Raw genomic sequence first — 18,363 nt, forward strand, 5'->3', positions numbered from 1 at the left:
CCGATCGGCGCTCGGCGAGAGGACGTGCGACATCGCAGGTCCGCGACGCGCCCCGCCTTTCCTCGACCGCGCCGGTACGGCTCGGCTCGACGCCACCACCCGGTTCGGCACCGGTCTCCACGAGGGGAGGGACCGGTGCCGGACGGTGGGGCGCGGAGAAGACGCCCTCCGATCCCACCCGAGTGTCCCGGGTCGCCGCCCTCGCCACCGTACGCCGCCGCACGCCCCTGGACAGCTGATGGACCGTCAGTTATGGTCTGCCCTGCCGTACCGTTTCCGAAAGGGTGGGTGCAGTGCGGACACGTCCGCTGAGTCCCCGGCCGCCGGGCACCCCACGGTGGGTCACGATGTACCACCAGCCGTCCACGGCCTCCTGGCGGGTGGCGGCGGAGTCGCCCCACCGCTCCGCCGTGCTGTACGCGGTCGGTGAGATGACCCAGACCGTGCGGGCGCGCGGAGACGACGTGACGGTCGCGCTGTAGGGTCCGAAGGACGGCGCATGGCATCTGTTCGACGCGCCGAATGGCACGACCGCCACGGCACCGCTTCCGCGCCCTGCCCGGAGCAGCGGGAAGCCGGGCAAGCTCGCCGAACGCATGGCCGACCGCCGCCACCAGGTCCTGATGGCCGGCCTGAGCAAGGCAGGGCTGTACGACCTCACGCAGGAGGACACGGCGGCGCTCCAGGAGTTGGTGGAGCGGCTCGACGAGCCCGAGGTGCGTCGCCTCGCCCACTGGCTCGCCGCTGCCGGCGGCCAAGGGGTGTCCGTCTGACGACTCCCGTCGGGCGCGCGACGCCCGGCGGAAGCCCCGGAGGCCCCAGGCCCCTCGGGTCCGTCACCGGCCCGCGCGCGGAGCGCTACGGTTGCCTCTGTGCGGACGGAGAGAGAGGCGGACCGGATGAGCAGTACCGTCGCGGAGGCCCTGGTCACCCTGGGCCGCCGATACGTACGGGACGCTCCGGGCTCGCTCGGCAAGGCGCCCCTGGCCGCGCGGTTCCTGAACCCGCGTCTGCGGGACCACCCCCGCCGACGGGTCGTCGAGACCCGCTTCGGTGCGCGGTTCGCGGTCGACACCCAGGACCTGATCCAGCGGTACCTCTATCTCTTCGGGGTGTGGGAGCCGCACATGACCCGCTGGATCCAGCGCCGGCTGAAGCCGGGAGACGGCTTCATCGACGTCGGGGCCAACATCGGCGTCTTCAGCGTGCTGGCCTCACACCTCGTCGGCGACCGGGGACAGGTCGTGGCGATCGAGGCCTCCCCGACGTTCCACCACCGGCTGGTGCAGCAGGCCCGGCTGAACGGGTGCCGGAACATCCGGGCCGTGAACGCCGCCGTCTCCGACGCCCCCACCACACTGACCTTCGTGCTCGCCAGCTCGCGCAACATGGGCGCGAACAGCATCGTCCCGTACGACGGGCCTGCCGAGTCCACCTTCGAGATCGACGCCCTGCCGCTGCCGGAGCTGCTCGATCCGCAGGAGATCGCGAACGCCCGTGTGATCAAGATAGATGTCGAGGGGGCGGAGGGCAGCGTCGTCCGCGGACTGGCGCCCGTGCTGGACGAGCTCCGGCCGGACGCGGAGATCACCGTCGAGGTGACCCCCGAGCGCATGGGGCGACTCGGCGACCGTGCCGAGGACTTGATGAGCACCATGGCCGATGCCGGCTTCCACGCCTACCGGCTGGCCAACGACTACGCGGCCGAGAGCTACCCGCGGGCGCTGATCGGGACGCCCGGGGTGGCGGTCCGCCTGCGGGGTCCGGTCGTCGAAGAGACCGATGTGGTCTTCTCCCGGGTGGACGCCGAGACCCTGCCCTGACGCGACGCGTCCCGGCGGTGGGCCTGGGGGCAGGTGGTGCTTCCAGGTATCCGGGGCCTGCGGTCGGGTGGGTGCTTTCGGGAACGCGCGGCCTGGGGTCAGAGGGCTTCTGGGCAGGTGGGATCTGGGCCCAGGTGGTGCTTTCGTGACCGCGCGGCCTGGGGTCAGAGGGCTTCTGGGAACGCGCGGCCTGGGCCAGGCGGCGCTTCCGGGCACGTGGGATCTGGGCCCAGGTGGTGCTCCCGGGCACGCGGCCTGGGGTCAGGCGGTGGCTTGCGGGCGCCAGGGGCCTGCGGTCAGGTCGTGCTTCCCGCGTTCGGGTACCGCCAGCCGCAGGACGCCAACGCCCTGGCCCTCGCCTCCACCACCGCCATACGCCGCTCCCGCTCGGCGGGATCGACATGAGAGGCCTGGCCGGTGGCCTGCCCCTGCCACTTCCGGTACAGCAGCCCCACCTCCCGGGAGAACCAGCCCCGGCTCACGGCGTTCAGCGCGAGCAGCAGACCCGTGTCCTCGGACGCCGGCAGCGCCATCCAGCCCCCCAGCGCCATCAGGAGATCGCGCCGGACGCAGAGCGTCGCCGGGTGGACCTGGGCGCGGAAGCCGTTCGCCTTCCAGAAGTCGAGGACCGCGCCGCGTTCGACCGGCCCGTCCGCCGGATCGCCGGGGAAGCCGGCCGTCGAGCCGTCCGGCAGGAGGTCCAGCGCGCGGGACGCGGTCCAGCCGAGGGCGGGGTCCGCTTCCAGGACGGCCAGGTCGCGGGCCAGGGTGCCCGGCAGCAGCTGGTCGTCGGCGTCCAGCACCTTCACGTACGCGCCGTCGGCGTGCGCCAGGGCCATCGTGCGCGCGACACCGGGTCCACCGCGCCGGCCCTGACGGAAGGTCACGCGCTCGTCGTCCGGGAGGTACGGGCGGACGTCGTCCGTCTCCCCGTCCTCCTGGATCACCCAGTGCCACTCCCAGCCCTCCGGAAGCCACTGTTCGCCCAGGGACTTGTACGCCTCCGGCAGGAACCGGGCCGACGGGGCGTGGACAGCGGTGACGACGATGAGGCGCCGGCTCACGGCAGCGCTCACCACCTTTCCAGGGGAGTGACGAAGACCAGTTCCGTGCGGTCGCCGGGCAGTGTGACGTCGGTGATGTCCACGACGCGGCCGCCGGTGTCGTACGAGGTCTTGCGGAGCAGTATCACCGACGTCCCGGGCGGAAGCTCCAGCTCCCGCGCCTCTTCGGGCGTCGGCGGACGGGCGGTGAAGCGCTCCTCGATGCGGTCGACCTCGATGCCGATCGTGTGGAGCTGGTTCTGTGTGCCGCCGGGCCAGGGCTCGTTGGAGTCGTCCAGCAGGTCCGGATTCCCCGCGACCACGTCATGGACGAGGTAGGAGGTCACGAGGCTGAACGGGGCGGTCTCGGCCGCGCAGCGCGTCCGGTAGGTCCGCTCCAGCAGAACCGTGCCGTCCGGGACGCCGAACGCGTCCGCGAGGTCCTTGGGCGCCTTCGTCTCGCGGTACTTCGCGTCGAACACGAGGTGGTGCGACGGGAGCCCGGTGTCGTGCTCCGTCGCCCCTGTCCGCGCCCGCGTGGCCAGCGGCTGCCGGGCGCGGTCCTTCTCCCACTGGTACCGCCCGTTGTGGCGCACCACGGGCGTCCGCGGACGCCGTACGCAGGTGCCGCGGCCGTGGCGCCCGTCCATCAGCCGGTCGTCCGTGATCAGCTCGTACGCCTTGGGCACTGGTGCTCTCACCGATCCGTCGGGGCCCTCCAGGCCAGCCTAGGACTCCTCAAGAGGTCCTGACGACTCGGGAACGGGCACGGGCCGCGCAGGGCGCAGGGCGCCGGTGCCGGAAGACGAGCGCACGGCAGACTGCCCGGCACCTGGGAGCAGGTGCCGGGTCGTCTGCCGTCGGCGTGTACGCAAGTCGCCTTGGTGGGTCCGTGGGTGTTCGGGTGCCTGAGTGTTCGGGTCCCTGAGTGTTTCTGTCCTGGACGTCGTCCCCGGATCCGTCAGCTGCGCAGCAGCACGGTCGGCTCCTCGAAGGGTCGTGGTGCGTCGTGGGAGCGGACGGCGTGGTGGGTGAGGGGCGTGGTCGCGGCGGTGGCCGTGGACGGGCGGTGGCGGCAGGAGGGGGAGGAGCCGTGGGCCTCGGCCCTGATGCGTTGCTTCATCGTGGGCGGCAGGGACTGGGCAAGGGCCCGGTGTCCGTATGCCGGCCACGGCATCATCACCTGCGGGCCGGAGGTGCCCGCCGACTGCGGCTGTGGTACCGACGCGGCCGCGGCCGTGGTGGCGGTCGTGGTGGCGAATCCGAGCGCGGCGCACAGTGCCAGGAAGGCGGTGACGACGGCGGTCCACAGCTTCATGACCTTGTTCCGGGCCATGACCCCTCACTTTCGGGTTGGGCGATTTGCGTACTTTCCTCATGATGTGTATGAGGGCTGCGAAGTGGTGGACCGACGCCCGTGCCGCGTCGATCTTCGGATGAACACCACCCGGATGGGCGCACGGGGTCGCACAAGGCCGAAAAGGGCCGGAAATCAGTGATGGAGGGCGGTGGACGTCACACACCGTGAGGTCCGCTCACCCGCGGATCGTCAGCGGTGAGGTCCGGTCGTACTGCGCTGTGCCGGGCCGGAGTTGAGCGTCGGCTCAGGTCACCGATCGATATCGATCGGTGTGTATAGTCGGGCGCCAGAGGTCCCCTACGTCAAGGAAAGACGAGGTCGCGCGGTGAAGAAGCTTCTCCTGGTCGTACTGGCCGCCATCGGCGGGCTCCTCGTGTACCGCCAGATCCAGGCGGATCGCGCCGAGCAGGATCTGTGGACGGAGGCGACTGACTCCGTGCCCACGGGTTCGTGAGTTCCGACAGACAGCAGTTCAGAGCAGACCCCGGCCGCCGACGCGGTCGGGGTTTTGTGTTGCTTTCTCCAGGGACTCCCCTATGCGTTCCTGCCCGTCGAGGGATCGATTGCTCCTGCAGGCGCCGTTCCTCGGGGTGAGCATTTCGGCCGCTCCTCGGTGATGGGCTGATGCCGCTGTGGCCGGCGGGGCAGGATGGGCCACGGTCCGGTCCGGGCGGCATACGGCCAGAGGGGGGCGCGGGATGCGGTGGCGCACGGAAGCGCGGCGCGGAGCGCGGTGGCGTGGGCTCACGCAGGCGCACGCGGTGGTGGCCCTGTGCACGACGGCCGCGCTCGGTGTCACCCTGGCGCTTCCCGCGCGAGCCGCCCACGCCGCCCCCGCGGCAGACGGTACGCCCGCTCCGTACGCCTTCGCGCCCGACGCCGGAACGGTCCAGGGCGCCACCGGCACCACGGACGCCGTACGCCTTGATCCCGGACACACGTACCGGAGCACCCTGCCCGCGGCCGGCAAGCTCTACTACCGCCTGGACCTCGACGCCACCACCAACGCCTACGTCTCCGCGACCGCCGTCCCCCGGGCCGGCGCCCAGGTCTCCGCCTCCGACGGCCTGCGGGTCTCCGTCCAGGACGCCGACGGCACCACCTGCTCCTCCGGCACCACACACTTCGGCCCCACCCAGAGCCCGCACCCCGTCGCCGCGTGGGCCGCCCGCGAGACCGGGCCCGGCAGCTACGGGTGCAAGGACGCCGGGGTGTACTACGCGGTCGTCGAACGGCGCGACCCGTCCGGCTCCGCGACCGGCGCCTGGGACCTGGAGTTGGACTACGTCTCCGAACCCTCCCTGCGGCAGCCGGACGCCGCGACCACCACACCGCCCGGCGCCTGGAACTCCGCGACCCCCGACGCCCTGCTGGGCGACCCCGTGCGGCGCGCGGGCGGGGCCGGCTTCGCCACGGCGAGCGCTCTCGGCCAGGGCGTCTGGCTGGACGCGATCCGGCCGGGGCAGACCCTCTTCTACAAGGTGCCCGTCGACTGGGGCCGGCAGCTTTCCGCCACCGCCGAGCTGGGTAGCTCCCCCGGCGGCTCCCCCGGCGACGGCTATGTCGGCACCGCTCTGGCCATGGCGCTGTACAACCCCGTCCGCGGCCACGTCGACGACGCCACCACCGGGTACAGCGGTGTCCAGACCTCGGCGGCCCTCACCCCGCTGCCGCCCGTCGCCTACGCCAACCGCCATGCCGCCGGCGACCGCACCAGCGGAATGCGGTTCGCGGGCTGGTACTACCTTGCCGTGCACCTCGGCGCACCCGTGGCGCAGCGGTTCGGGAACGGCCCGTTCGGACTGACGCTGCGCGTGCGGGTGAGCGGGACGGCGACGTCCCCTCCGGCGTACGCGGGGTGGTCCGCGCCGCGGGATGTGTTCCGGGTGACGGTGGTCGACCGGGAGGAAACCGCGGTCGGGACGCCCGGAGGCGGCGGGGGAGAGGGAACGGCCGCGGCCGGCGGGTACCGGGATTCCCGCACGATGACGGCGGTCGCGGTGGGCGGGATCGGCACCGGGACGGCCCTGGTCCTGGTGCTCGCGGTGTGGACGGCGGCCGCCCGGCGGCGCGCGCGCAGCCGATGGGCCGGGTGACCGCCGCTCAGATTCGCAGCAACGCCCAGAATCCGACCGCGTAGCACAGCAGCGCGAGGAGCAGGACCGGCACGGCGACCTTCGCGGGCGGGCCGGGGCGGCGTCGGGTGGCCGCTCGCCTGCCGTGCCGGGCGACCCGCTGCGGCTGCGTGGGGGCGTGGGAGGACGGGACGGCGTGGGCCTGGAGCGGTTGCTGTACGGCGACCGCCGGGGTTGTCGCGGGCGCCGTGGCGGAGGGCACGCGGGTGGGGTCGTGGTGCGGGGCGTGGGCCGGGGCCACGGCCACCGCGGGCGGTGACGGCGGCCGGGCGGGCGGCCGTGGCACCACGGGGACCGCCTCGCGCGGCAACGGCAGCGGCGGCGGCAGATGGAAACTCCCGGTGTCCGACATGGCGGACGGCCGCGGAGGCGGCGCCGGGTCGGACGTCGGTGTGGAGCTCGCCGGCGGCGTGGGACCCACCGTCGGCGTGGAGTTGGCCGTCGGCGTGGGGCCGGATGTCGGCGTGGAACTGGCCGTCGGCGCTGGGCCGGACGTCCACGTGGTGCCGGACGTCGGCGCCGAGGCGGCCGAAGGTGCAGGACAGGGCGATGGCGTCGGATCCACGGTGGGTCTGGGCGGTACGACGAGGGGAGCGGCCACCGGCCGTACGGCAGGGGAAGGCGGCCCGGGCGTTGCGGTCCCCGAAACCCCGGGCCCGGCACCGGCCGAACCCGCACCGGTCGTCGGGGGCGCCGTGGTCGGCCGCGGCGGTATCGAACCGGTCGCCGGCCACGACGCCGACACCCGGTCCGCCGACACCCGGTCCGCCGACACCCGGTCCGCAGACACCCCGTCCGCAGACACCCCGTCCGCCGGCACCCCACCGGCCGCACCACCCGCCCCCGCGTTCACCGGACCATCGGGCCCGAACCCCGCCGGAAGCGGCCCGAGTTGGTCGAAGATCTCCACCTGCTCCACGTCGGGCCCCGGCTCCGGCAGCAGCTCCACGGCTGCGGCAAGCGCCTTGCGCGCCCCGGTCGCCGTACGGAACCGCGCGGCCGGATCCGGCTGCACCAGGTTCGCGACGACCTCCCACAGCGGCCCGGGCACGCCCTGTGGCGCCCCCGGCGTCCCGTTGGCCGTGAAGTACTCGACCAGTGCCTTGGCGTCGGGCTTGGCACCCTGCAGCAGATACAGGGCGACCAGGCCCACGGCGAACAGGTCGGCCGGGAAGTCCGGCTCCGCGCCAAGCAGTTGCTCAGGCGCGAGATAACCGGGCGTGCCCACCACGTAGTCGGTCTCCGTCAGCCGCGGTTCGCCCAGCCGCATGGCGATGCCGAAGTCCGACAGCCGCAGCCGGGGCCGGGCCGTGCCGGTGGCCTCCAGAAGGATGTTGGCGGGCTTGATGTCCCGGTGCACGACCCCCTCCGCGTGCACGGCCGCGAGCCCGGACAGCAGCTGGTCCAGCAGGGTGCAGACGAACACCGGGGGCAGCGGCCCGTAGTCCGCGACGAGGTGGACCAGCGAGCCACCGGCGACCAGGTCCATGGTGAACAGCACCTTGTCGTCGTCCGCGGCCCAGCTCGCGGGCGCCAGCACATGGGGGTGGTCGATGCGCAGCGCCTGCTCGCGCACGAACCTCAGCAGGGAGTGGGCGTCGCTCTGCTGCAGCACCTTCGCGGCCACATAACGGCGTCGCCGGTGGTCCCAGGCGCGCCACACCGCACCGACTCCCCCGCGCCCGATGGGATCGACCAGTTCGTACCGCCCGGCGAAGACCTCACCCATGGTCGTACGTCGCTCCCCCTTCCGGACGGCGACGAGGACCCCCGCGCACCCCCCGGCGCGAGAGTCCCCGGCGGCAAAGGCGTCGGCTCAGTTCTGGTGGGACTGGTAGTGGGCGACCGCGTCGGAGGTGCGGCCGGCGCCGTACACCCGGAGGAACTCTGCCAGTTCCGGGTGGCTCGGGGCGAGGGCGTCCGCCGCCTCGATGATGTCCCCGGCCGCCGCCACCGAGCGCAGCAGCGACTGGATCTCACGGACCACCCGCTTCACCGTGGGCGCGCCCGAACTCTTCGTCGTCTGCGTGGTGTTGCTCAGCACCGAGCCCCCCTGGGACTTCTTGATCTCCTCCATGCGCTCGGTCGCCTCGGCCGCGCTGGCACTGCCGTCCGACACCTGCGCCGCCAGCTCCTGCAGCAGCTGCACCCGCTGGACCACCGCCGGGTTGCCGATCTTGGCCCGCTGACCGCTCATCAGCTGCGACAGCATCGGGGCGGACAGTCCGAGAATCCCCGCGAGCCGGGCCTGGTTGAGCCCGAGATCCTCGATGAGCCTACGGAAGAGCGCCCCCAACGGCTCTCCGTACCAGTTCCGCTGCAGCTCCCGCGCTCTTGCGGTGGCTTCCTGCTGTGCGGCGTCCATTGCGTCTCCCCATCGCTTCCCCAAAAACCGCGGTTCGCTGTAGCGAACCACGACGAGCATCTTACGGAGAGTGGTTCTCCACGGGGACCCCCCATCTTTTTGTGAGATACCGGCCAGGACCCGGTACGCTGGTCCGCAGCGCCCGGCGGTCCGTGTTCCACCGGCCGGACGTCTCTCCTCGGGGCCTTAGCTCAGTTGGTAGAGCGCTGTCTTTGCATGGCAGATGTCAGGGGTTCGACTCCCCTAGGCTCCACACTCGAAACCGGTCGGGCGCCGCGACGCGGAGCCCGACCGGTTTTTGCGTGCGCCGTGACTCCGGTCACACACGGAATTTGCAGCCGTTGCGATCCATAGCTCGAACAACCGGCGAAGGCCGCGCTCCTCGAGATCTCCCTCCGAGGACCCGGCGGCCACCGGCCCTCCGCCGGGGCGCGCGGGCAGTCCTTGTACCACCTGGTAGGACCCGACGGCGTGACCGTGTGCGTGCTCCGAGTGAGCGAAGTCTCCACGGAACGTGCACACCAGAGGCGTTGCAAACGTCATCACGGAGGGAAGAGGTGAACGCCCGCCCGTTCCACGTGAAACAACAGCGCCGTGGGGCAGGGGGACCCTCAGCTTCCCCTGCCCCACGGCGTGATGGCGGCCCGCAGCCGACCAGGCGGACTCAGCGGCGGTCGTCGCCGTCCGTGGAGTCCTCCTCGGCCTGCTTCGCCTCCACCTCCGGGTCCAGCACGCTGGGACCGCTGCCGTCCACCGACGACAGCCGCTCGCTCTGCGGGACCTCGGTCGCGGCAGGCGGCTCGACCAGCCAGTCGGGGTTCGCCTGCTTGTCCCACCACTTCCAGGCGGCGAAGGCGCCGCCCGCCGCGAGGCCCAGCAGGGCCAGACCCTTCGCCACGCGGCCGGCCCTGGCCCGCCGCCGCTGCCGGCGCACCAGCTTCTCGATCTGCCGCGGCGAGATCTGACCGCGCAGCGCGGCCAGCGCCGCCGCCCCGCGGGCCGCCGCCTCCTCCCGCACCGGACCGGCCGCGGCGACGGCCTGCTCGATCTTCGGACGGGAGTAGTCGGCCGCCTGGCGGGCCGCCTTGCGGGTGCGGGTCGCGGCCTGGTCCACTGCCGGCGGCACATGCGCGCGGGCCTGTTCCAGGCGCGGGGCGAGATGGGCGTCGTACTGGACGCGGGCCTGCTCGGCGGCCTGCGACACCTTGGGCGCGAGACGGACACGCGCCTCATATGCGTAGTGCGCTGCCTTGTCCTTGGCCGTGTCGGCGTAGGGCGCCACCACTTCCGCGGCATGCAGCACGCTGTCCTTCGCCGAACCGGTCGCGGCGCGCACGCTGTCGATGCGGGTCACGGGGTTCCTCCTCCTCGGTGGCGTACGGTAATTCGACTTTCCAGCCTTTTACGGATCATGCCTGTCGAACAGCATCCGGGCATGCGAGGAACGGCATCCGGGTCATGCGGCCCCAAGCGGACGATTGCGGTCCGTGCCCGGGCGGACGACGAGAGACGATCACGCGCATCGGCCGATCACGTGCAAGAGCGGATGAATACGGAGTAACAGGAGCTTGTCCCCGACAATGCCACGGATCGTCCGGCCGCGCCCTCGAGACAGGACGACTCGACCGGTTTTCCACACGCCCGCAGCCGCCACCGGCCGCTCGAACCTCCCTCGGTCCGCACTCCCGCCCCAGCAGCACCACAGGAACCACCGACCGATGTTCCCCCGGGCGTGGTCGCCGGACGACGCGGAGGACGTAGCGTGCGAGGATCGGGGGGTCACAAAGGACAACGGAAGGCAGATCGTGGCTGAGCAGCTCTACGCCACCCTGAAGACCAACCACGGCGACATCCTGGTCCGGCTCTTCCCGGACCACGCCCCCAAGACGGTCAAGAACTTCGTCGAACTCGCCAAGGGCGAGCGTGAGTGGACCCACCCCGCCACCGGTGAGAAGTCCACCCAGAAGCTCTACGACGGCACGGTCTTCCACCGGGTGATCAGCGGCTTCATGATCCAGGGCGGTGACCCGCTGGGCAACGGCACCGGCGGTCCCGGCTACCAGTTCGAGGACGAGTTCCACCCGGACCTGCGTTTCGACAAGCCCTACCTGCTGGCCATGGCCAACGCCGGCCCGGGCACCAACGGCTCGCAGTTCTTCATCACGGTCGCCCCGACGGCCTGGCTGAACCGCAAGCACACGATCTTCGGCGAGGTCACCGACGCGGGCAGCCAGAAGGTCGTGGACTCCATCGCCACCACCCAGACCAACCCGCGCACCGACCGCCCGGTCAACGACGTGGTCATCGAGTCGGTCGTCGTCGAGACCCGCGAGGGCTGACCCCCACAGGGCACCCCGCACGAGGGAACAAAAGCGCCCCGCCCATCCGTAGAAGGAGGGGCGGGGCACCCCGTGGTACGGAGAAGTGAGGGACCTCATGGACCAGGCGCCAGGCAGCCCACAGGGCCCGCAGAACCAGGGGCCGTCCGAGGCCCGGGAGCTGCCGGTCTGCTACCGGCACCCGGACCGCGAGACCGGCATCCGCTGCACCCGCTGCGAGCGCCCCATCTGCCCGGAGTGCATGGTCGACGCCTCGGTGGGCTTCCAGTGCCCCGAGTGCGTCCGCACCGGATCCGGCACGGGCCACGCCCCGGCCGCCTCCCGGCCGCGCACGCTCGCGGGCGGGGCGGTCACCGCCGACCCCCGGCTGCTCACGAAGATCCTCATCGGGATCAACCTGGGCGTCTTCCTGCTCCAGTTGTCGCTCGGCGACACCTTCACCAACCACTTCGAACTCGTCGGACAAGCCCGCTTCTCGATCTCCGGCCCGCTCGAGGGGGTCGCGGAAGGCCAGTGGTACCGGCTGCTGACCGCGATGTTCCTGCACGGCAGCTACATCCACATCCTGTTCAACATGCTCAGCCTGTGGTGGATCGGCGGCCCACTGGAGTCGGCCCTCGGCCGCGCCCGCTACCTCGCGCTCTACTTCGTCTCCGGGCTCGCCGGCAGCGCCCTCACCTATCTGATCGCCGCTCCCACCCAGCCCTCACTCGGTGCCTCCGGCGCGATCTTCGGGCTGTTCGGCGCCACCGCCGTGCTGATGCGCCGGCTCCGCTACGACATGCGGCCCGTCATCGCCCTGCTGGTGATCAATCTGATCTTCACCTTCGGGTGGAGCAACATCGCATGGCAGGCCCACATCGGGGGACTCGTGGGCGGTGTCGTGGTCGGCTACGCCATGGTCCGCGCCCCGCGCGAGCGGCGGGCCCTCGTGCAGTACGGGGTGTGCGCGCTGGTGCTGGCCGCCGCGGTCGTCATGACACTGCTGAGAACAGCCCAGCTCACCTGAGTGGCGGATGTGCACAGGCCGTAGCCCAGGGCTGTACCCAGAGTTGTCCACAGCCCGGCCCGGGATCTTGTGCATGGCGCGGGGAACGCATGTGCCCCCTGTCACCGACCGGAGTTTTCCCAGGTGAGACAGGGGGCGAACACATTTGCGGGGGCCGGTGATTCCGTCATACCGGCGTCAATGCCCGACGGGTTATCCACAGATCGTCGTTCTTTTTCCACTGGCCGCGCGGGTTGTGGACAGAGCTGTGGATAACTCGGTGTGCAGCTATGGGCAGAGCCGGCCGCGGACGGGCGTGAGGCCCCTATTTCCACTGGGTGGAGACGCCGAACCCGGCGGCGATGAACCCGAAGCCCACCACGATGTTCCAGTTGCGCAGGGCGTGGATCGGCAGCGACCCGTCGGTCACGTAGAAGACGACGATCCAGGCCAGCCCGATGAGGAACATGGCCAGCATGACCGGTGCGACCCAGCCGCGGTTCTCCAGCTTGATGGCCTGGGCCTGCTTGGACGGCGGTGGCGTGTAGTCGGCCTTCTTGCGGATACGTGACTTCGGCACGAGGGTTTCTCCTGTCGATGCGCTGCGTCGCCGCGCAGGGAACTGGGGCTGGCTCCGGGGCAGCGTACAAGGGGGCACGAGCGCTCCCCCGGGCGTCCGTTAGCGTAGTGCTTCCGCGGCGCCGAAGGAGATAAGGGTACGTGAGCGATACGGCCGACTCCCCCGGGACGGGTTCCGGTTCCCCGGATGCGGGGACCCCGTTCGTCCGCACGCGCCGATTCCGGCCCGTGCGGGTGCTCACCGTGGGCGTCTTCGCACTCGCCGGTCTTCTGTTCATGACGAGCTTCAACACGGCCAAGGGCACCAACCTCCGCACCGACACCTCGCTGCTGAAGCTGTCCGACCTCATCCACGAGCGCAGCCACAAGAACGCCCGGCTCGACGAGTCCGACGCCGCCCTGCGCTCCGCCGTGGAGGCCCTGGCCAAGCGCACGGGCGGCACCATGAGCAAGGCCGAGCAGGACCGGCTCGCGGCGCTGGAGAAGAACGCCGGCACCCAGAAACTCACCGGCAGGGCCGTCACGGTCACCCTCAACGACGCCCCGCCGAACGCCACCGCCAAGCTCCCCGGATACCCGCAGCCGCAGCCCGACTACCTGGTGATCCACCAGCAGGACCTCCAGGCCGTGGTGAACGCGCTGTGGCAGGGCGGCGCCCAGGGCGTCAAGGTCATGGACCAGCGGCTGATCTCCACCAGCGCGGTGCGCTGCGTCGGCAACACCCTGATCCTCCAGGGCCGCGTCTACTCGCCCCCGTACAAGATCACCGCCGTCGGGAACCCGGACAGGCTGCAGAAGGCGCTCGCGGACTCGCCCGCGATCCAGAACTACATGGTGTACGTCAACGTCTACGGCCTCGGCTGGAAAGTCACCGAGGACGGGACGGTGACTCTTCCCGGCTACTCGGGCACAGTGGACCTGCACTACGCCAAGCCCGTGGAGTAGAGGCCGCTGCCGCTGGGGGGATCCGTGCCGTGCGCGCGATCGTCAGGACCGTCAGCGAACTGTGCGTGACCGTGGGTGCCCTCATCGTGCTGTTCGTGGTCCATGTGGTGTTCTGGACCGGGGTGAAGGCGGACGGCGCGATGAACGACCAGATCGGCCAGTTGCAGAAGCAGTGGGCGAAGGGGACGGTGCGCGCGTCCGCCGCGCCGAAGAGCGCCGCGAGCCCCGGCAGTCCGGGGCCGTATGCCGAGGGCCGGCCGTTCGCCGCCATGTACGTCCCGCGGTTCGGTTTCACGTGGAACAAGCCCGTGCTCGAGGACACCGCCGTGGACACCCTGAAGAAGGGGCTGGGCCACTACAAGGGCGCCGCTCAGCTCGGCCAGGTGGGCGACTTCGCGGTCGCCGGCCACCGGCGTACGTACGGCGATCCCTTCAAGGACTTCCCCGGGCTGCGGCCCGGCGGCGCGGTGGTCCTCACCGACGGCACCACCTGGCTCACGTATCGGATCGACAAAGGCCCTTACAAAACGGTGCCCTCTGACGTTGAAGTGGTCGACCCTGTGCCACGAACGTCCGGGTACACGCGTCCGGGACGCCATCTGACGCTGACCACGTGCGATCCCGAGTGGGGGCACAGTCACCGGCTGATCGTCTGGGCGCACCTGGATTCCACACAGCCTGTGGAGGCAGGGAAACCGGCGGCTCTGCGCCAGTAGTCTGGTGGCGTACGGCGTGAGTCTGGTGCCGTGGTGAGACGGAAGGGACGGCATGTACGGCTGGATCTGGCGGCATCTGCCGGGGAACGCATGGGTGAAGGCACTGATTTCCGTCGTGCTGGCCCTGGTCGCGGTGTACGTCCTGTTCCAGTACGTCTTCCCGTGGGCCGAACCGCTGCTGCCCTTCAACGATGTGACGGTGGACAACCAGTGAGTGCGCGCATTCTCGTCGTCGACAACTACGACAGCTTCGTCTTCAACCTGGTGCAGTACCTGTACCAGCTGGGCGCCGAGTGTGAGGTGCTGCGCAACGACGAGGTGTCGACGGCGCACGCCCAGGACGGCTTCGACGGCGTCCTGCTGTCCCCCGGACCGGGCACCCCCGAGGAGGCGGGCGTCTGCGTCGACATGGTCCGCCACTGCGCCGCGACGGGCGTCCCGGTCTTCGGGGTCTGTCTGGGCATGCAGTCGATGCAGGTGGCGTACGGCGGTGTCGTCGACCGGGCGCCGGAGCTGCTGCACGGCAAGACCTCGCTGGTGGAGCACGAGGGCAAGGGCGTCTTCGCGGGCCTGCCGTCCCCCTTCACGGCGACCCGCTACCACTCCCTGGCCGCCGAACCGGCCACCGTACCGGCCGAGCTGGAGGTCACGGCGCGTACGCACGACGGGATCATCATGGGGCTCAGGCACCGGGAGCTGCGGGTGGAGGGTGTGCAGTTCCACCCCGAGTCGGTGCTGACCGAGCACGGGCACCGCATGCTGGCCAACTGGCTGGTGGAGTGCGGTGACGAGGGGGCCGTGGCGAGGTCGGCGGGGCTCGCCCCGGTGGTGGGCAGGGCCACGGCGTGACCGCGCTGCGCCCCGAGCGCGAGACCGGCGCCACCTACGGGGACGCCGCGGAGCAAGGGGCCTCGTACGGGCAGCAGCCGTACGGGGACTTCGGCGTGTGGCGGGGGCAGGAGCCGGGCCCTCAGTGGCAGGGCGCCGGGGGGTACGGGCAGCAGGCGCCGCAGCAGACGTACGAGCCCCAGCAAGGGTACGACGCGACGGCGGTGCTCCCGTCGTACGAGGAACCACGACCGGCGCCGGCTCCCGCGTACGACGAGCCCCTGCCGGTGGACAACGAGACCGTCGCGCTGCGCGCCTCGGACATCGAGGGGGCGCGGCGGGCGGCGAACCGCGCCGCCGAGGCCGCTCCGGTGCCCGGTGGCCGCGCCGCGCGCCGCAAGGCGGCCCGGAGGCGCGGGCGGCGCGGGAACGGGCCGCAGACGCCTGAGAAGGCCACGGGGACGCCCGCTCAGGCGCCGCGCTCCCGGGTGGAGGCCCGGCGGGCGGCGAGGGCGCAGAAGCCCGGTGCGGCGGTCGTGGCGAGCCGGGTGGTGGGCGAGCTGTTCATCACCACCGGTGTGGTGATGCTGCTGTTCGTGACGTACCAGCTGTGGTGGTCGAACGTGCGGGCGCACCAGGAGGCGGGCAGCGCCGCGCAGCACCTCCAGCAGGACTGGGCGAGCGGCAAGCGGGAGCCGGGGGTGTTCGCGCCGGGGCAGGGCTTCGCCATCCTGCACATCCCGAAGCTGGACGTGGTGGCGCCGATCGCGGAGGGCACCAGCAAGACGAAGGTGCTCGACAAGGGCATGGTCGGGCACTACGGCGAGGGCAGCCTGAAGACGGCGATGCCGAGCGACAAGACGGGCAACTTCGGGCTGGCGGGGCACCGGAACACGCACGGCGAGCCGTTCCGGTACATCAACCGTCTCCAGCCGGGTGACGCGATCGTGGTGGAGACGCAGGACGAGTACTACGTCTACAAGATGACGTCGATGCTGCCGGTGACGTCCCCGGCGAACACCAGTGTCCTGGACCCGATCCCGAGGGGCTCGGGCTTCACCGCACCGGGCCGCTACATCACATTGACCACGTGCACGCCGGAGTTCACCAGCAAGTACCGGCTGATCGTGTGGGGCAAGATGGTCGAGGAACGGCCGCGCAGCAAGGGCAAGCCGGACGCGCTCATTTCGTAGGCGCAGGGCACGTGGACGCACGGGCACGTGGAACAGACAGGGCAGATGCAGTGGGAGTGACCACCGACCAGGACGAGCGGACCGCCGCCTCCCCGTCGGCTCGGCGCCGCGGGCGCGGCCGGATCGCGCTGGCCGTCAGCGTCTTCGGCGAGCTGCTGATCACGGCGGGCCTGGTGCTGGGCCTGTTCGTCGTCTACTCCCTGTGGTGGACGAACGTCATAGCGGACCGCACGGCCGACCATCAGGGCGACGAGGTGCGCGACCATTGGGCGGCCGAGAAGGACAGCGGGCCGGGCGCCCTGGACACGAAGGACGGCATCGGCTTCCTGCACGTGCCGGCGATGAAGAACGGCGAGGTGCTCGTCGAGAAGGGCACGTCGACGAGCGTCCTCAACGACGGCGTGGCCGGCTACTACACGGACCCGGTCAAGGCGACGCTGCCGATGACGGGCAAGACGGGCAACTTCGCGCTGGCCGCGCACCGGGACGGGCACGGGGCGAAGTTCCACAACATCGACAAGCTGAAGAAGGGCGACCCGATCGTCTTCGAGACGAAGGACGACTGGTACGTCTACAAGGTCTTCGCGATCCTCCCCGAGACCTCGAAGTACAACGTGAAGGTGCTCTCGGCGATCCCGAAGGAGGCGGGCGTGAAGAAGCCGGGCCACTACATCACCCTGACGACGTGCACCCCCGTCTACACCTCGGAGTACCGGTACATCGTGTGGGGGGAACTGGTACGGGTCGACAAGGTGGACAGCGAGCGGACGCCGCCGAAGGAACTGGGCTGAGCGACAGAGCTCCTGGGAGGAGCTCTGTCCCCTAACATGGCGGAGGTCCGAAGCCGCAACTAGCTCTTGCGACTTCGGGCCTTTCTTCGCTCCGGCTAGCGCAGGGCCTTGAGCTGCACTCCGGCGGTCCACGCTTCCAGCTCGTGGCGGCCTACGAGGACGATTCCGCTCAGACGGGCGATCGCCTGCGCTTCGTGGGTGAAGTTGCAGGTGGCGACGAAGAGGGCGATGTCCACAGGTTCGACGGTCCGCGCGGCACCGGCGAACTTCTGCATGTCGGCGCTCGACACGTACTGTCGATGGCTGTACCGCTTGCACTGGGCGGCCACCGTGCGCCCATCGGCCGTGCGAGCGGTGACGTCGATGCCTCGGTCGCTCTGGGCTCTCCGTACGACCACCTCTGTACAGCCGTCGCGTCGGAGCAGGTCGGCGACGTGGCGTTCGAACGCCTGCCAGGTCATCTTCCTGATGGACGCGCTGATCCCGTTTCTCGGCTCCTCACCCTCCAGCGTGCTGATCCGGTGGTGATGCCAGCAGAGCCTGCGCTCGACGTTCTCGATGTCCTCGCGGAGGGCGATGAGCTCTTGGCGGTGCTCGCCGGAGCTTTGGATCAGCGCGTTGAACATGGGGACGACGGTCTTGCCGAGGATGGATGCGCTGGTCGATGTGGTCGTCGAGGGACGGTGCGTCTGTGGGAGCCGGCTTTTCCACAGGCTGTGTACGCGCCAGGTAACTCCATGTCGAGGAGGTACCTGCGCACCTGACGTGCGACTTCGCTGTCGCGGAGCAGCATGGCGACGTTGAGGACGGCTCGCCGGGAGTAGATCGTGAGGCTCCGGCGTGCCTGTGGATAACTGCCGAGCGAGAGTGACACGTTGTCACTCTCGAACTTCCGCAGGTCAGCGTCCCGCAGCACAGTCATCCCGTTGACTTCGAGCTCTTCGCGGTGGCGCTTCGCCAGTTGCCTGATCACCTCGACTGTGACCCCGAAGTACGCCGCCACCATCGCCGTGGTCACATGCATCCCGTCCGGTAGCAGCGACAGCGCCTTCACCCTGTCGAGCACGTCCGTGCGTTCCAGCACGCTGCTCCGCAGAGCCTTCGATTCGAGAAACGCTGATTCGTCGATCACGTTCTGTCCTTCCACCACTCGTGTCGTGTTCGCATGGCGGGCAGGGAGCCGATGCCCCACCCCCAACCCGAGCAACGAGCCGGGACATATGAAGATGTGGTCGGACTTCATACAAAGAGCTGGAAA

General features: G+C 70.7%; 22 protein-coding genes and 1 tRNA gene. 14 read left to right on the forward strand and 9 right to left on the reverse strand.

Going from position 1 to position 18,363, the window contains the following annotated elements:
* The first annotated feature begins 347 nt into the window (after positions 1-347).
* From AB0N14_RS10690 to AB0N14_RS10700, 3 genes are all read left to right on the forward strand, one after another.
* Entirely contained in the window at positions 348-482 is a 135-nt protein-coding gene (locus tag AB0N14_RS10690; RefSeq protein WP_366025299.1) for a hypothetical protein, read from the forward strand.
* A gap of 114 nt (positions 483-596) precedes the next feature.
* Entirely contained in the window at positions 597-773 is a 177-nt protein-coding gene (locus AB0N14_RS10695; protein WP_366025300.1) for a hypothetical protein, read from the forward strand.
* 126 nt (positions 774-899) lie between these two features.
* Positions 900-1,823 carry an FkbM family methyltransferase gene (locus AB0N14_RS10700; protein WP_366025301.1) on the forward strand — a complete coding sequence of 308 codons (924 nt, stop codon included), beginning with the start codon at positions 900-902 and terminating at the stop codon, positions 1,821-1,823.
* A 296-nt stretch (positions 1,824-2,119) separates the two neighbouring features.
* Here AB0N14_RS10700 and AB0N14_RS10705 read toward each other — a convergent pair whose 3' ends face one another.
* From AB0N14_RS10705 to AB0N14_RS10715, 3 genes are all read right to left on the reverse strand, one after another.
* Positions 2,120-2,887 carry a glycosyltransferase gene (locus AB0N14_RS10705; RefSeq protein ID WP_366025302.1) on the reverse strand — a complete coding sequence of 256 codons (768 nt, stop codon included), beginning with the start codon at positions 2,885-2,887 and terminating at the stop codon, positions 2,120-2,122.
* An 8-nt stretch (positions 2,888-2,895) separates the two neighbouring features.
* Positions 2,896-3,516, reverse strand: coding sequence for a UTRA domain-containing protein (locus tag AB0N14_RS10710; protein WP_366025401.1), 621 nt, complete (start codon positions 3,514-3,516; stop codon positions 2,896-2,898).
* Positions 3,517-3,827: 311 nt separating this feature from the next.
* Entirely contained in the window at positions 3,828-4,202 is a 375-nt protein-coding gene (locus AB0N14_RS10715; protein WP_366025303.1) for a DUF6344 domain-containing protein, read from the reverse strand.
* 349 nt (positions 4,203-4,551) lie between these two features.
* On the opposite strand from AB0N14_RS10715, the gene AB0N14_RS10720 reads away from it, so the two are divergent.
* Positions 4,552-4,680, forward strand: coding sequence for a DLW-39 family protein (locus AB0N14_RS10720; RefSeq protein ID WP_217788237.1), 129 nt, complete (start codon positions 4,552-4,554; stop codon positions 4,678-4,680).
* Positions 4,681-4,924: 244 nt separating this feature from the next.
* Positions 4,925-6,322 carry a hypothetical protein gene (locus AB0N14_RS10725; RefSeq protein WP_366025304.1) on the forward strand — a complete coding sequence of 466 codons (1,398 nt, stop codon included), beginning with the start codon at positions 4,925-4,927 and terminating at the stop codon, positions 6,320-6,322.
* A gap of 7 nt (positions 6,323-6,329) precedes the next feature.
* Here AB0N14_RS10725 and AB0N14_RS10730 read toward each other — a convergent pair whose 3' ends face one another.
* Complete coding sequence (locus tag AB0N14_RS10730) at positions 6,330-8,090, reverse strand: protein kinase (protein ID WP_366025305.1); 1,761 nt, start codon at positions 8,088-8,090, stop codon at positions 6,330-6,332.
* Positions 8,091-8,177: 87 nt separating this feature from the next.
* On the reverse strand, positions 8,178-8,726 hold the full coding sequence (locus AB0N14_RS10735; RefSeq protein WP_366025306.1) for a helix-turn-helix transcriptional regulator: 549 nt from the start codon (positions 8,724-8,726) through the stop codon (positions 8,178-8,180).
* A gap of 180 nt (positions 8,727-8,906) precedes the next feature.
* Here AB0N14_RS10735 and AB0N14_RS10740 point away from each other — a divergent pair.
* Positions 8,907-8,979 (forward strand) — tRNA-Ala (locus tag AB0N14_RS10740).
* A 411-nt stretch (positions 8,980-9,390) separates the two neighbouring features.
* Here AB0N14_RS10740 and AB0N14_RS10745 read toward each other — a convergent pair.
* Positions 9,391-10,080 (reverse strand): DUF5324 family protein, encoded by a 690-nt coding sequence (locus AB0N14_RS10745; protein ID WP_366025307.1) that lies wholly within the window; start codon positions 10,078-10,080, stop codon positions 9,391-9,393.
* Between the two features lie 451 nt (positions 10,081-10,531).
* On the opposite strand from AB0N14_RS10745, the gene AB0N14_RS10750 reads away from it, so the two are divergent.
* Together AB0N14_RS10750 and AB0N14_RS10755 are read left to right on the forward strand one after the other, a co-directional pair.
* The gene (locus tag AB0N14_RS10750) at positions 10,532-11,065 is read left to right on the forward strand and encodes a peptidylprolyl isomerase (RefSeq protein ID WP_366025308.1); all 534 of its coding nucleotides are present in this window, start codon (positions 10,532-10,534) and stop codon (positions 11,063-11,065) included.
* 97 nt (positions 11,066-11,162) lie between these two features.
* A complete protein-coding gene (locus AB0N14_RS10755) occupies positions 11,163-12,074 on the forward strand; it encodes a rhomboid family intramembrane serine protease (RefSeq protein WP_366025309.1) in 912 nt (303 codons plus the stop codon).
* Positions 12,075-12,378: 304 nt separating this feature from the next.
* On the opposite strand, the gene crgA is transcribed toward AB0N14_RS10755, so the two are convergent.
* Positions 12,379-12,633, reverse strand: a complete 255-nt coding sequence (crgA, locus tag AB0N14_RS10760; RefSeq protein ID WP_103837311.1) for a cell division protein CrgA — start codon at positions 12,631-12,633, stop codon at positions 12,379-12,381.
* Positions 12,634-12,773: 140 nt separating this feature from the next.
* Here crgA and AB0N14_RS10765 point away from each other — a divergent pair, with 140 nt between their 5' ends.
* The 6 genes from AB0N14_RS10765 to AB0N14_RS10790 are packed head-to-tail and all read left to right on the forward strand — an operon-like array spanning position 12,774 to position 17,105.
* Entirely contained in the window at positions 12,774-13,577 is an 804-nt protein-coding gene (locus AB0N14_RS10765; RefSeq protein WP_366025310.1) for a DUF881 domain-containing protein, read from the forward strand.
* Between the two features lie 29 nt (positions 13,578-13,606).
* Positions 13,607-14,293: a class E sortase gene (locus AB0N14_RS10770; protein WP_366025311.1), complete on the forward strand. Its 687-nt coding sequence runs from the start codon at positions 13,607-13,609 to the stop codon at positions 14,291-14,293.
* 52 nt (positions 14,294-14,345) lie between these two features.
* Positions 14,346-14,507, forward strand: coding sequence for a hypothetical protein (locus AB0N14_RS10775; RefSeq protein WP_366025312.1), 162 nt, complete (start codon positions 14,346-14,348; stop codon positions 14,505-14,507).
* Positions 14,504-15,142 (forward strand): aminodeoxychorismate/anthranilate synthase component II, encoded by a 639-nt coding sequence (locus AB0N14_RS10780; RefSeq protein ID WP_366025313.1) that lies wholly within the window; start codon positions 14,504-14,506, stop codon positions 15,140-15,142. The genes AB0N14_RS10775 and AB0N14_RS10780 overlap by 4 nt, the downstream gene beginning before the upstream one ends.
* Entirely contained in the window at positions 15,139-16,314 is a 1,176-nt protein-coding gene (locus AB0N14_RS10785; RefSeq protein ID WP_366025314.1) for a class E sortase, read from the forward strand. The genes AB0N14_RS10780 and AB0N14_RS10785 overlap by 4 nt, the downstream gene beginning before the upstream one ends.
* A 50-nt stretch (positions 16,315-16,364) precedes the next feature.
* A complete protein-coding gene (locus AB0N14_RS10790) occupies positions 16,365-17,105 on the forward strand; it encodes a class E sortase (RefSeq protein WP_366025315.1) in 741 nt (246 codons plus the stop codon).
* 95 nt (positions 17,106-17,200) lie between these two features.
* Here the strand turns inward: AB0N14_RS10790 and AB0N14_RS10795 are convergent, their stop codons facing one another.
* Together AB0N14_RS10795 and AB0N14_RS10800 are read right to left on the reverse strand one after the other, a co-directional pair.
* Positions 17,201-17,731, reverse strand: coding sequence for a restriction endonuclease (locus AB0N14_RS10795; RefSeq protein ID WP_366025316.1), 531 nt, complete (start codon positions 17,729-17,731; stop codon positions 17,201-17,203).
* Complete coding sequence (locus tag AB0N14_RS10800; protein ID WP_366025317.1) at positions 17,716-18,237, reverse strand: hypothetical protein; 522 nt, start codon at positions 18,235-18,237, stop codon at positions 17,716-17,718. The genes AB0N14_RS10795 and AB0N14_RS10800 overlap by 16 nt, the downstream gene beginning before the upstream one ends.
* Positions 18,238-18,363: the final 126 nt, after the last annotated feature.

Source organism: Streptomyces sp. NPDC051104 (genome assembly GCF_040682835.1).
GTDB classification, from domain to species: domain Bacteria; phylum Actinomycetota; class Actinomycetes; order Streptomycetales; family Streptomycetaceae; genus Streptomyces; species Streptomyces cynarae.